Origin of the sequence: Bacillus sp. FSL W8-0116, assembly GCF_038003825.1 — a bacterium.
In the GTDB taxonomy this organism is placed as follows: domain Bacteria; phylum Bacillota; class Bacilli; order Bacillales; family DSM-4216; genus Bacillus_O; species Bacillus_O smithii.
This window is the reverse complement of sequence record NZ_JBBOPY010000001.1, coordinates 1,660,888-1,674,077: the sequence shown is the minus strand read 5'-3', so window position 1 is coordinate 1,674,077 and position 13,190 is coordinate 1,660,888. Positions and strand designations below refer to the sequence as shown.

The following is a 13,190-nucleotide window of genomic DNA, read 5'->3' as shown; positions in this document are numbered from 1 at the left end:
TGCGGAAGCACCAGTGAAAGTGGGAGATGAATTTCGGTTAGGCGTAGCCTAAAGTTGTTTCTTTTTTGCGCTATGATAGAATCAGTGTTATATAAATGAAAGGCTGTTATATCAATGAAATTAGATAATAATAATCATTCGGTATTCCGTTTGTATTATCATCTTGTTCTGGTCGTAAAATATCGCAGACATGTGATTGATGACCCCATATCTGACTATGCAAAAGATATGTTTATTCGACTTGGTGAACATTACAATATTTCCTTGGGCGAATGGAATCACGATCTTGACCATGTGCATATTTTGTTCAAGGCACATCCGAATAGTGAACTATCAAAGTTCATCAATGCCTATAAAAGTGCAAGTTCTAAGACTTATCAAAAAGCATTATCCACAAGTGAAAAGAAAACTTTGGAAAGAGTATTTTTGGTCAAGAAGCTTTTGCTTACTTACAACAGGTGGTGCGCCCATTGAAGTGATAAAGCAGTATAGAGAAAATCAAGGGAGGAAGTGAGGTGATTCGATATGGCAAACAAAGCATATAAATTTCGTCTGTACCCAACACAAGAACAAGAGCAACTTCTTACAAAAACCTTCGGCTGCGTTCGTTTCGTCTACAACAAAATGTTGGCTGAACGAATGGAAACATATGAACCATTCAAGGACGACAAAGAAGCCTTGAAAAAGCAAAAAAAATTCCCGACTCCTGCAAAGTACAAAAAGGAATTTCCATGGCTCAAAGAAGTAGACAGCCTTGCGTTGGCAAACGCTCAACTGAATTTGCAGAAGGCATACCAAAACTTCTTATCTGGTCGTGCTGAATTTCCGAAGTTCAAAAGCCGAAAGGCAAGACAGTCCTACACAACCAACGTGGTCAACGGAAACATTATGCTTTTGGATGGTTATATCAAATTACCGAAACTGAAACTTGTAAAAATCAAACAACATCAAGAAATTCCGTCACATCATATCATCAAGTCTTGTACGGTTTCTCGAACAAAAACAGGAAAATACTATGTTTCTATTCTCACTGAATACGAACATCAATCTGTACAAAAAGAAGTACAAGCTGTGATTGGCTTAGATTTTTCCATGAACGGTTTATTGGTCGATAGTGAAGAAGGTAAGACAGCCAATTACCCTCGTTTCTATCGCCAAGCCTTGGGAAAATTAGCGAAAGAACAGCGTGTTCTATCACGCAGAAAGAAAGGTTCTAATCGTTGGCACAAGCAACGACTAAAAGTGGCGAAGCTACATGAAAGAATTGCGAACCAACGAAAAGACTTTCTATATAAGTTGAATTAAAGATTTACAACTGAACACACAAACGATCGATCGTTTGTTCTGGTTTCTGGTTGATTCGCTGAATAAAGGCTTGGACATTCTTTCTAATTTCTTGCACACTCGAATAGAACACGTTGTAAATCACGTCTGATTTCAGCCATTTCCATAGCCCTTCAATCAAGTTCAATTGCGGACTGTATGGTGGCAAAAAGACGAGCTCTAACCGATCTTCGTGTTCTTTTAAAAATGGCTGAATGAGTTTGGCATGGTGAATTCGAGCGTTATCTAAAATCATCACTATTTTGCCTGTGGGATAGCGTTCTAACACAAGTTGAAGAAATCGAAGAAATGTTTCCGCGTCATAGCATTCTTCTTCGATGCAAAACACTTCCCCTGTTTCGTAGTTCAACGTGCCAATCAGCTTCAGCCCTTGATGTTTTCCAAACGTCGGAATGATTCGTTGTTTTCCTTTGACAAACCATGTTTTTTGAATCGCTTGGTAATCACGAATCATCGACTCATCTTGAAAGAGGACATGGGCGATGTTCCCATCTACCAGTTTTTTTTTACTTCAGGGAAGGTGATTTCGACGAATTCTTTTTGTTTCTCTTCATCGGCATTGGCTAGTGTATAGGTCGGTTTCGTATAGCTTAGCCCTAACCGATGCAGAATGTCACTTGTTCCGCGAAGCGTGTATGTTGGCCCCCACTTTTGTTGAATGAGTTCAGCGATTATCGCAAGCGTCCAATTATATTTTGCTTCGAATCCCACATCTACGGGGAGCTGATGTTCAATGATCAAAGCCAGCTCTTTTTCCTGCTCAGGGGTCAATCGACGTGGGGCGCCAGGTGAGTATTTCATCTCCAGTCCATCAAGACCGCGCTGGGCGTAGGCATGAATATAGTTATAAATAGTTTTCTTGGATCGACCAATAATCGTTGCGATTTCTCCTTTGGTATATCCCTGCAAATGAAGATAAATCGCTTGGTAGCGTTCATATGCTCGTTTACTTTTTGCTTCTTTCATGGCAGTGGACAACTTTTCGATCTCGTCTTTGTGATTTGGCATCATATTTTCTCTCCGTTCCCCTATTTTCTCTTTGTATTTATTCGCCGTGGAACGGGAGAAAACCTTTATTTTAATTTATATACATAAGGAATCGTACAAATTAGCGAAACTATATGATTGCGTGGTTATCGAAGACCTCAACATGAAGAGAATGTCCCAAGCACTCAATTTCGGCAAAAGCGTTGCTGATCATGCATGGGGCATGTTCACGAAATTTCTCCAATACAAGTTAGAGGAGCAAGGGAAAAAGCTTATCAAAATAGATAAGTGGTTTCCATCATCCAAAACTTGTTCATGTTGCAATCGAGCAAAGGAGTCTCTATCTCTTTCTGAGCGCATATTCCATTGTGATTGTGGTTTTGTAGCAGATAGAGATTGGAATGCTTCTATCAATATCAAGCGTGAAGGATTGCGACTGTTGGCATTAACATCATCATAAATAGAGCATGGAACAGGCTCGATAGCTAAGTAAATTTCGTACCGTTAGGTGCGATTACCATAGAAGCCCTCACCTCTAAGCGAAGCGAAGGTGGCGGGTAGTTCACAGTACATAAAATGGATTTAAAAAATGTTGGAACCAGGAAAGGGTAAAAAGATTCGGCAGATTTCTGTGTCTGTTTTCCGATAAAAAACTGCGTTTTGATAAAAAAACAAATCGACTCCGTCTATTCAAGACACAAACATAAATTGTGAATATCTGTCTTTTTTACAAACCACCCTTTCATTTGGAACGAAAGGGTGTTAAAAGAAGAAGAGGAAAGGATGAAATCAATTTTGTCGTACGGATGGAAAGGCCGGTCGGTTTCTGATCATTCATAAGACATTTCAATATTTTGCTCATCTCTTCGAAAGACGGGACCAAGCACGTCAAGTGATGATCAAAAGAGGGGTCCCTCTCTTTTGCTGAAGCTGCAGTAGGGAGTAGTATATGAAGAATATTCGCGCTATAATAATACAGCGAAAGATAACTTGGGGCGTGGAGCGATGAAAATTTTGCGAAGATGGGTCGCAATCGGTTCCTTTGTAGCTGTCTCCTCCTTTCTTTATGAAAAACAATTGGGAGCTGTTCCTTTTTTGTTTTTATCTATTTTTTTCCTGACGGCTGCTTATCGAGTGAAGACAAAAGATCGGAAGAAAATGAATGTGAGCATCTGGGGAACTTCTTATAAGAGTGAAAAAATGAGTGAATAAGCGGATTATATATGGCATAAACAAAGCATTATTGTTTATAATGGAAAATATGTATTCTAGTGTTCAATAATGTACAGAGCGTAATTTCAGCATAAGAAAAGGCCGGGTTTTAATCCGTGTTCTTTATGTGCTCTTGAGCAGGAAGCACCCGAATGGATCAACACTTTGTTTTTTTCGCTCCTTAAAGAGTGTGGAAATAGAGAAAGGAAGTGCGAACAGTGAATCTTGAACAGTTGTCGAAAGATGAGTTAAATGAAATGTCTTTTATTGAGCTGGCCTTTGCCATTCTAGAAAACAAAAAACAAGCCATTCCATTCCAACAATTACTGAACGAAATTCAAAAAATATTAGAGTTGTCCGATGAAGAAATTCAGGATAAAATGGTTCAGTTTTATACGGATTTAAATATTGACGGTCGTTTTCTTGCCTTAGGTGAAAACCAATGGGGGTTAAGAGCGTGGTATCCAATTGATCAAATTGAAGAAGAAACCGCTCCGACGGTGAAAGTACGAAAGAAAAAGGCGAAAAAAGCGGTGGAAGATGAACTCGAAGATTACGATGATACGGTGGAGGATGATGATTTCGAAGATCTGGATGATTTTGATGACAGCCTCGACGAAGTAGAAGATCTGGATGACGAAGAGGATTTTGACGATTTGGATGAAGAAGAAGATTTTGATGACGATCTTCTGGATGAAGACTATGATTTGGACGAAGACGAATTGGACGAGGATTTAGACACTATTGACAAAGAAAAGGAATTATAATTCTGCGCTTGACTTCTTTTAATGAGAATTGTAGTATGTTATTTGGGCTCTATAAAAACTTTTTTGTATATAAAGAAGAAAGAACGCTCCCTTACTGTTCATAGGTAAGAGGGGCGTTTTTGTATTTTACCCAAAAAACTAAGGAACATTATATACAACAGTTGTTTCAGATATCAGCGAACATTATGAAGGGGGAACTAAATTGACAAAATATATATTTGTAACTGGCGGTGTGGTTTCTTCTTTGGGAAAAGGAATTACGGCTGCATCTTTAGGCAGGCTTTTAAAAAACCGAGGATTAAATGTGACGATTCAAAAATTTGATCCGTATATCAATGTGGACCCAGGTACAATGAGTCCATATCAGCATGGAGAAGTGTTTGTTACGGATGATGGAGCGGAAACGGATCTTGACCTTGGGCATTATGAACGTTTTATTGATATTAATTTAAATAAATACAGCAACGTTACAACCGGGAAAGTGTATTCGGCTGTATTAAGAAAAGAAAGACGCGGTGAATACTTAGGCGGAACGGTGCAAGTTATCCCCCATGTAACGAATGAAATTAAAGATCGGGTATTTCGGGCAGGAAAAACGACGAACGCGGATGTGGTGATCACAGAAATCGGCGGAACAGTCGGCGATATCGAGTCGCTGCCATTTTTAGAGGCAATCCGTCAAATTAAAAATGATGTTGGGCGTGACAATGTGATGTACATCCATTGTACGTTGATTCCTTATATAAAAGCAGCTGGTGAAATGAAAACGAAGCCGACCCAACATAGCGTAAAAGAATTGCGCAGCCTCGGCATTCAGCCAAATGTGATTGTCGTGCGTACAGAAATGCCGATATCGCAAGAAATGAAAGATAAAATTGCTTTGTTTTGCGATATAGATCCAAAAGCTGTCATTGAGTCAAGAGATGCCGATACATTGTATGCCGTTCCGCTCGCTCTTCAAGAACAAAAACTAGATGAAATTGTTTGCCAACATTTGAAATTGCAATGTCATGAAGCGGATATGACGGAATGGAAAGAACTTGTCGACCGCGTGAGAAACTTATCGCGGAAAACAAAGATAGCTTTGGTCGGAAAATATGTGGAACTTCAAGACGCTTATATTTCCGTTGTTGAGGCCTTAAGACATGCTGGGTACGCTTTTGATTCAGAAATTGAAATTCAATGGGTCAATTCGGAACATGTGAACTCGGAAAATGTATCCGATTTGCTCAAAGAAGCAGATGGAATTTTAGTTCCGGGCGGATTTGGCGATCGGGGAATTGAAGGAAAGATCGTTGCCATCCAATATGCCCGAGAGAATCGGGTTCCATTCTTGGGCATCTGCCTTGGCATGCAGCTGGCGTCGGTGGAATTTGCTAGAAATGTACTGGGATTGGAAGGAGCTCATTCTTCTGAAATTCGTCCTGATACAAAATATCCGATTATTGATTTGCTTCCGGAACAAAAGGATGTAGTGGATCTTGGCGGAACTTTGCGGCTTGGATTGTATCCTTGCAAGCTTTCGGAAGGGACAAAAGCGTATGAAGCGTATAAAGAAGAAGTCATTTATGAGCGTCATCGCCATCGATATGAATTTAATAACGAATATCGGGAACAAATGGAAAAACATGGTTTTGTTTTTTCCGGTACAAGTCCGGATGGACGTTTGGTTGAAATCATCGAATTAAAAGATCATCCTTGGTTTGTCGCCAGCCAATTCCATCCTGAATTTACTTCAAGACCTACTCGTCCGCAGCCGTTGTTCCGTGACTTTGTAAAAGCCGCTATAGAAAATCAAGCATAAGAAAGTATCTTATTCAGATATAGATCAAATGAATGTGTGGAAAAACACATCTATCATTTGACATGAAATCGTTGAAAGAGGACAAGGCTTTTTAAAAAGATCAATAGAATGATGGTCAATCGAACTTCTGTGCAGAAATTGGTTAGCCGCTTCTGCACAGAAGTTTTGTTTTTTTGGATCGTTTTCAAACAGTCAATCAGCACGATTATGGATTATGTTTCCTTTTTGAGTGAATGGGCCATTCATCCTTTCAGAAGGTCGCAGACAAACGGATGGAATGAATGGAAAATGAAACGTGAAAAAGGGCCTTAATTTTGTGGAGGATATTTTTTTGTTTAAAATCTACTTTTATAATACAATATGGCAAAATTATGGTTTTAAACATCTCCAGAAAGAAGGAATTTAATCGTAAAAAAGAGAAGTATAGTTTTGATTTAGATAGATAGATGTGGTTCAGGATAGGAGGAGGTACCTCTTTCGCTGTTCATGTTTCATTGTTTATTTAGTTGGGATGGGGCATCAATATACATACCGGTACGAATTCAAACCATTGTAAGGGGTGGGATCCATATGGCAGAGAAAATATTAATCGTCGACGATCAATTTGGGATTAGAATTTTGTTGAACGAAGTCTTGCAAAAAGAAGGGTATGAAACGTACCAAGCCTCCAATGGCGCACAAGCTCTTGAAATTGTCGACCGGTATTCTCCTGATTTAGTGTTGTTGGATATGAAAATTCCCGGAATGGATGGCATTGAAATACTCAAAAGAATGAAACAAAAAGACCCGGATATGAGGGTGATTATTATGACCGCTTATGGAGAACTGGATATGATTCAAGAGGCAAAAGAATTGGGAGTTCTCACACATTTCGCAAAGCCGTTTGACATTGATGATATACGCAATGCCGTTAAGCAATATATTTCTTAATTTCGGGGTATATTTGAACAAGTGGAGAATTTTTTTTGTGAAAACGTACCCATGTTGGTAAAAAAGATATGAATTTGGTATCATAATCAATGTAAATTCCATCCGTTGGTTTAGGTAAGGGAGGGTCCTTTGCCGATTAAACTTCCAGGGAATGAGTTAAGGAGGAAAAATTATGCCTTTAGTTTCCATGACTGAAATGCTTAACAAAGCTAAAGATGAAGGATATGCTGTGGGTCAATTCAATATTAACAACTTAGAATTCACCCAAGCGATTCTACAAGCAGCTGAAGAAGAAAAATCTCCTGTTATTCTTGGAGTTTCTGAAGGCGCAGCTCGCTACATGGGCGGTTTTAAATTGGTTGTAAACATGGTTAAAGCATTGATGGAAGAATATCAAATTACGGTACCAGTGGCTATCCATCTTGACCATGGTTCCAGCTTTGAAACATGCGCAAAAGCGATTCATGCTGGTTTCACTTCCGTTATGTTTGACGGTTCCCACTACCCTCTTGAAGAAAACATTGCTCTGACGAAAAAAGTAGTGGAACTTGCCCATCTTTTTGGTGTATCCGTTGAAGCGGAACTTGGCCGCATTGGTGGACAAGAAGATGACCTTGTTGTTGAAGAGGCAGAAGCAATGTACGCTATTCCTTCTGAATGCGATCGTCTTGTGAAAGAAACGGGTGTAGACTGCTTTGCTCCTGCACTGGGATCTGTTCATGGTCCGTACAAAGGAGAGCCGAAACTTGGTTTTGACCGTATGAAAGAAATAAGAGATTTAACAGGAGTTCCGCTCGTGCTTCATGGTGGTACAGGAATTCCAACAAAAGATATTCAAAAAGCCATTTCTCTTGGCACTGCTAAAATTAACGTAAATACAGAAAACCAAATAGCTTCTGCAAAAACTGTTCGCCAAGTTCTTGCAGAAAAACCGGATTTGTACGATCCACGTAAATACTTGGGACCGGCCCGCGATACCATTAAAGAAACGGTTATCGGCAAAATCCGCGAATTTGGTTCTTCAGGAAAAGCATTTTAAAATCATGAATAGTCAGTTTGAAACCGCCTTATCTTAATAGGGCGGTTTCCGTACATTACTCAATTGAAAATAATGGAAGAGGTGTGGTGGCGTCATGAAATTTTTTATTGATACAGCTAATATAGAAGAGATTAGAGAAGCCCATTCGTGGGGGATTCTATCAGGTGTGACAACCAATCCTTCTTTAGTAGCAAAAGAAAATGTTTCTTTTCAAGATCGCCTTCGTGAGATTACATCCCTTGTGGATGGATCTGTCAGTGCAGAAGTGATTGCGACGGATGCGGAAGGAATGATTCGGGAAGGACGGGAATTGGCTCAAATTTCTCCTAATATTACGATTAAAGTACCTATGACTCCCGATGGATTAAAAGCCGTTTCCACTTTTAAAAAAGAAGGCATTAAAACAAACGTAACCCTTATTTTTAACGCCAATCAAGCCCTTTTAGCCGCTCGTGCCGGAGCTTCCTATGTTTCTCCGTTTTTGGGACGACTGGACGATATTGGGCATGATGGTTTGGAATTGGTCGAAAAAATTGCTAATATTTTTGCGATCCATGATATTGAAACCGAAATCATTGCTGCTTCTATTCGCCATCCTCAGCATGTCACCGAAGCTGCCTTAAAAGGCGCTCATATCGCCACTGTTCCGTTTAAAGTATTGAAGCAAATGTTCCATCATCCGCTTACTGACAAAGGTATTGCTGCTTTTCTTGCCGATTGGGGCGGAAGATCGCTGAAATAAAATAAATTTTTCATCAGCGGGGCGCTTCCCTTGCTGATGTATAAGTTTTTGGAAAGTCTGACTTTCCTTGATTTGCTTAGCCGGAGCACCTTCTAGCGGAATAGCGGTAATCCCAAAAAACGCATCAGAAGACAAAAACCTATGATTTGAAAAAAATCCCAATATTTATACATGAAAAAAGATATTTTGTTTAAACTAAAAAAGAATCCATGAAATCCTCTGTTTGGATGGATAAAAATAAGTTCTTAAAAGTAGTGAAATCGTTATCTTTTGTTTTAGCAGGAAGGCAGCGAACTGTGGCACCAGAACAGTTGTGTTGCAAGATGATAGAGCCATCCTATGAAATAAAAATCCCGATCAATCACACTTGTCATCAATGAATGATGAACGATAATGTGATGGAGTTTCGTTTAATTTTTTCAACAAGGTAATCGGAAGGGAGTCTGCCATGGAAAAGCTAAAAATCGCAGGAGGATATCCACTAAAGGGAACGGTAAAAATTGACGGAGCAAAAAACAGCGCTGTGGCTCTTATACCGGCAACGATTTTAGCAGAGTCTCCGGTAACCATTGAAGGATTGCCTGATATTTCTGATGTCCAAATTTTAAAACATTTATTGATGGAAATTGGCGGTAAGGTTACCTTTGAAAAAAATGAGATGACAGTTGATCCAACAGAAATGGTTTCCATGCCGCTCCCCAACGGCAGGGTGAAAAAGCTGCGTGCTTCCTACTATTTAATGGGTGCGATGTTGGGCAGGTTTAAAAAAGCCGTTGTTGGACTCCCTGGAGGCTGTCATCTTGGACCACGCCCTATCGACCAACATATTAAAGGTTTTGAAGCGCTTGGTGCTGAGGTAACAAACGAGCAAGGAGCCATTTACTTGCGTGCGAAAGAGTTGCGGGGGGCGAGGGTGTATTTGGATGTGGTCAGTGTAGGCGCCACGATCAATATCATGCTGGCAGCAGTGAAAGCGAAAGGGCGGACAGTGATCGAAAATGCGGCGAAAGAGCCGGAAATTATTGATGTAGCCACCTTGCTGAATAATATGGGAGCCAAAATCAAAGGAGCCGGGACAGACGTGATTCGAATTGATGGAGTGGAACATTTGCACGGGTGTCGGCATACCATTATTCCTGATCGAATTGAAGCAGGCACATACATGATTTTGGCTGCGGCGATTGGAGAAGGAATTCTCATCGACAATGTCATTCCCCCTCATTTAGAGTCCGTCACAGCCAAACTTCGGGAAATGAATGTACCCATTGATATCGGAGATGACCAAATATTTGTCGGGAAAAGCGGCGAAATCAAAGCAGTTGATATTAAAACTCTTGTTTATCCAGGATTCCCAACAGATCTGCAGCAGCCATTTACCACCCTTCTTACTCAAGCTAAGGGCACATCAATTGTGACAGATACCATCTATTCCGCACGCCTCAAACATATAGATGAACTGAGAAGAATGAACGCCAAAATTAAAGTCGAGGGCAGTTCCGCCATCATTGACGGTCCGGTTAAGCTTCAAGGGGCGAAAGTAAAAGCGAGCGATTTACGCGCCGGTGCTGCACTTGTGATCGCAGGCTTGCTCGCGGAAGGCATTACGGAAGTGACAGGTGTCGAACATATTGATAGAGGATACAGCCATATAGTGGAAAAATTAAACGGCCTCGGTGCGACAGTTTGGCGTGAAAAATTATCAGAAGAAGAATTAGAACAAATAAAAAGTTCCTGATTCACTCTATTTTCCTCCTAAATGTGTTACAATAAATCTGTAATTATGTTATACAAATTCTAGTTATGTGTAATACAGGAGGAACCCATTATGGAGAGAAGCTTATCGATGGAACTTGTCCGCGTGACGGAAGCGGCTGCTCTTGCTTCAGCGCGGTGGATGGGGCGAGGAAAAAAGGACGAAGCGGATGACGCTGCTACAACGGCAATGAGAGATGTGTTTGACACGGTTCCAATGAAAGGCACCGTGGTTATTGGCGAAGGCGAAATGGACGAAGCACCGATGCTTTATATAGGAGAAAAATTAGGGACAGGCTATGGCCCTCGAGTGGATGTAGCAGTAGATCCGCTGGAAGGAACGAATATTGTCGCATCCGGCGGCTGGAACGCTTTAGCGGTCATTGCCGTTGCGGATCATGGCAACCTATTGCACGCTCCCGATATGTATATGGATAAAATTGCGGTCGGTCCGGAAGCTGTTGGACAAATTGACATCAACGCTCCGATCATCGACAATTTAAAAGCAGTAGCAAAAGCAAAAAACAAAGACATTGAAGATATCGTGGCAACGGTTTTGAACCGCCCGCGTCATGAGCATATCATCGCCGAGCTTCGTGAAGCAGGAGCTCGCATTAAATTAATCAACGATGGAGATGTAGCAGCTGCCATCAATACAGCTTTTGACCATACAGGCGTTGATATTCTTTTCGGAATTGGAGGGGCGCCTGAGGGAGTAATTGCAGCCGTAGCCTTAAAGTGTTTAGGCGGAGAAATTCAAGGAAAACTTATGCCGCAAAATGATCAAGAATTGAATCGGTGCAAAAGCATGGGAGTCGATGTCAATCAAGTTCTCCGCATGGAAGATTTGGTGCGGGGCGATGACGCCATCTTTGCTGCTACCGGCGTCACGGATGGAGAATTATTACGAGGAGTTCAATTTAAAGGCACTTATGGTTCAACACACTCTGTGGTCATGAGAGCAAAATCAGGCACGGTTCGTTTTATTGAAGGACGCCATAGTTTAAACAAAAAGCCGAACCTCGTCATAAAACCTTAAGGAACCGCCCAGAGAATTGAACAGTTCTTCCTTTTGATCGTACAGGCTCCCGGCTTGTACGATTTATTCCTTCCTTTTTTGTTCTCTTATTGATACATCCCTATGAACCAGTTAAAATAGATATGGCTTTCGCGAATTTTCCGTTCTATCTCTTCCTCATATATTTGATTAAAACTATTGCCATTTGATGAAGAATAAAATGTTGTGAAAAACTGAATAATAAAAAGTGTGGTGTCAAAATGGAAGAACTAACAATCTCATGCTTAGAAAACATGAAACTGAAAGAATTATATGAGTTAGCCAAAACGTATAAAATTTCCTACTACAGCAAATTAACCAAAAAAGAATTAATTTTTGCCATACTGAAAGCAAGGGCAGAACAAGAGGGCTTTTTCTTCATGGAAGGCGTTCTTGAAATCATCCAGTCAGAAGGGTTTGGTTTTCTCCGTCCCATTAATTATTCGCCAAGCTCTGAAGATATTTATATATCGGCATCCCAAATTCGACGATTTGATCTCCGAAATGGTGATAAAGTTTCCGGAAAGGTTCGTCCTCCAAAGGAAAATGAACGTTATTACGGCTTGCTTCATGTAGAGGCCGTCAACGGGGATGATCCTGAATCAGCAAAAGAAAGGGTGCACTTTCCGGCTTTAACACCGCTCTATCCTGACCGACAAATAGAACTTGAAACTTCACCATCCAATCTATCCACCAGAATCATGGACATCATCACTCCAGTGGGATTTGGCCAACGCGGACTCATTGTGGCTCCGCCAAAGGCAGGTAAAACCATGCTTCTAAAAGAAATTGCCAACGCTATCACAACCAACCACCCTGAGGCAGAATTAATCGTTCTGTTGATAGATGAAAGACCTGAAGAAGTGACTGATATTGAACGGTCCGTTCAAGCAGAAGTCGTCAGTTCTACATTTGATGAAGTTCCGGAAAATCACATAAAAGTAGCTGAACTTGTTTTGGAAAGAGCCATGCGTCTTGTAGAGCATAAAAGAGACGTTGTGATTTTAATGGACAGCATCACCCGGCTTGCCAGAGCTTATAACTTAGTCATTCCGCCAAGCGGAAGAACGTTGTCCGGAGGAATTGATCCGGCTGCTTTCCATCGTCCGAAGAGATTTTTTGGAGCTGCCCGCAATATTGAAGAAGGCGGGAGCTTGACGATTTTGGCAACTGCTCTTGTGGATACGGGTTCACGCATGGACGACGTGATTTATGAAGAATTCAAAGGAACCGGCAACATGGAACTTCATCTCGATCGGAATCTTGCTGAGAGAAGAATTTTTCCGGCGATTGATATTCGTCGTTCCGGAACGCGTAAAGAAGAATTGTTGATTGATAAAGAACGGCTGGATGTTTTATGGGCGATTCGAAAAACGATGTCAGATTCTCCGGATTTGGCAGAGAAATTTTTGCGCAAGCTTAAACAAACCAAAACCAATAGTGAATTTTTTGAGCAAATTGCTGAGGAAATGAAAACGAATGGGATGTCTAAACGGATTTTGATGTAAAAGCATTGAAAATGAACACGTGATCTGGGGAAAGATTTGGTGGCTTTT

The 13,190-nt window shown here is 40.8% G+C and carries 11 protein-coding genes and 2 pseudogenes; 12 read left to right on the top strand and 1 reads right to left on the bottom strand.

What is annotated here, in order from left to right:
* Positions 1-114 precede the first annotated feature (114 nt).
* Both tnpA and N1I86_RS07895 read left to right on the top strand, forming a co-directional pair.
* Positions 115-514: pseudogene (gene tnpA / locus N1I86_RS07900) on the top strand (IS200/IS605 family transposase).
* A gap of 11 nt (positions 515-525) precedes the next feature.
* Positions 526-1,293 (top strand): annotated as a pseudogene (locus N1I86_RS07895) (RNA-guided endonuclease TnpB family protein); the annotation flags it as partial.
* A gap of 16 nt (positions 1,294-1,309) precedes the next feature.
* Here N1I86_RS07895 and N1I86_RS07890 read toward each other — a convergent pair.
* Positions 1,310-2,355 (bottom strand): IS630-like element ISBs2 family transposase gene (locus N1I86_RS07890; protein ID WP_076611651.1). Its coding sequence is split into 2 segments (ribosomal slippage): positions 1,310-1,849 and positions 1,852-2,355, totalling 1,044 coding nucleotides; the frame shifts between segments, so codons are not numbered across the junction.
* Between N1I86_RS07890 and N1I86_RS07885 the strand changes: the two genes are divergently transcribed.
* The 10 genes from N1I86_RS07885 (at position 2,351) to rho (ending at position 13,142) form a co-directional block, all read left to right on the top strand.
* Complete coding sequence (locus N1I86_RS07885; RefSeq protein WP_341097277.1) at positions 2,351-2,791, top strand: RNA-guided endonuclease InsQ/TnpB family protein; 441 nt, start codon at positions 2,351-2,353, stop codon at positions 2,789-2,791. The genes N1I86_RS07890 and N1I86_RS07885 overlap by 5 nt on opposite strands.
* Positions 2,792-3,336: 545 nt before the next feature.
* Complete coding sequence (locus N1I86_RS07880; protein WP_040341037.1) at positions 3,337-3,543, top strand: hypothetical protein; 207 nt, start codon at positions 3,337-3,339, stop codon at positions 3,541-3,543.
* Positions 3,544-3,761: 218 nt separating this feature from the next.
* The gene (rpoE, locus tag N1I86_RS07875) at positions 3,762-4,310 is read left to right on the top strand and encodes a DNA-directed RNA polymerase subunit delta (RefSeq protein WP_003353372.1); all 549 of its coding nucleotides are present in this window, start codon (positions 3,762-3,764) and stop codon (positions 4,308-4,310) included.
* Between the two features lie 202 nt (positions 4,311-4,512).
* Complete coding sequence (locus N1I86_RS07870) at positions 4,513-6,114, top strand: CTP synthase (protein WP_003353371.1); 1,602 nt, start codon at positions 4,513-4,515, stop codon at positions 6,112-6,114.
* A gap of 570 nt (positions 6,115-6,684) precedes the next feature.
* Positions 6,685-7,044, top strand: coding sequence for a response regulator (locus N1I86_RS07865; protein ID WP_341095825.1), 360 nt, complete (start codon positions 6,685-6,687; stop codon positions 7,042-7,044).
* Positions 7,045-7,216: 172 nt separating this feature from the next.
* Positions 7,217-8,083 carry a class II fructose-bisphosphate aldolase gene (locus N1I86_RS07860; protein WP_003353369.1) on the top strand — a complete coding sequence of 289 codons (867 nt, stop codon included), beginning with the start codon at positions 7,217-7,219 and terminating at the stop codon, positions 8,081-8,083.
* Between the two features lie 94 nt (positions 8,084-8,177).
* On the top strand, positions 8,178-8,825 hold the full coding sequence (gene fsa, locus N1I86_RS07855) for a fructose-6-phosphate aldolase (protein WP_048624251.1): 648 nt from the start codon (positions 8,178-8,180) through the stop codon (positions 8,823-8,825).
* Positions 8,826-9,273: 448 nt separating this feature from the next.
* Entirely contained in the window at positions 9,274-10,560 is a 1,287-nt protein-coding gene (locus N1I86_RS07850; protein ID WP_003353367.1) for a UDP-N-acetylglucosamine 1-carboxyvinyltransferase, read from the top strand.
* A gap of 90 nt (positions 10,561-10,650) precedes the next feature.
* The gene (gene glpX, locus N1I86_RS07845; protein WP_003353366.1) at positions 10,651-11,616 is read left to right on the top strand and encodes a class II fructose-bisphosphatase; all 966 of its coding nucleotides are present in this window, start codon (positions 10,651-10,653) and stop codon (positions 11,614-11,616) included.
* A gap of 239 nt (positions 11,617-11,855) precedes the next feature.
* Positions 11,856-13,142 carry a transcription termination factor Rho gene (gene rho, locus N1I86_RS07840; RefSeq protein ID WP_003353365.1) on the top strand — a complete coding sequence of 429 codons (1,287 nt, stop codon included), beginning with the start codon at positions 11,856-11,858 and terminating at the stop codon, positions 13,140-13,142.
* Positions 13,143-13,190 lie beyond the last annotated feature (48 nt).

Bases quoted from the DNA above. Each gene is read 5' to 3' on its own strand.
- N1I86_RS07880 (WP_040341037.1), top strand. From the start codon at position 3,337: ATGAAAATTTTGCGAAGATGGGTCGCAATCGGTTCCTTTGTAGCTGTC.
- glpX (WP_003353366.1), top strand. From the start codon at position 10,651: ATGGAGAGAAGCTTATCGATGGAACTTGTCCGCGTGACGGAAGCGGCT.
- N1I86_RS07860 (WP_003353369.1), top strand. From the start codon at position 7,217: ATGCCTTTAGTTTCCATGACTGAAATGCTTAACAAAGCTAAAGATGAA.
- N1I86_RS07850 (WP_003353367.1), top strand. From the start codon at position 9,274: ATGGAAAAGCTAAAAATCGCAGGAGGATATCCACTAAAGGGAACGGTA.
- N1I86_RS07865 (WP_341095825.1), top strand. From the start codon at position 6,685: ATGGCAGAGAAAATATTAATCGTCGACGATCAATTTGGGATTAGAATT.
- fsa (WP_048624251.1), top strand. From the start codon at position 8,178: ATGAAATTTTTTATTGATACAGCTAATATAGAAGAGATTAGAGAAGCC.
- rho (WP_003353365.1), top strand. From the start codon at position 11,856: ATGGAAGAACTAACAATCTCATGCTTAGAAAACATGAAACTGAAAGAA.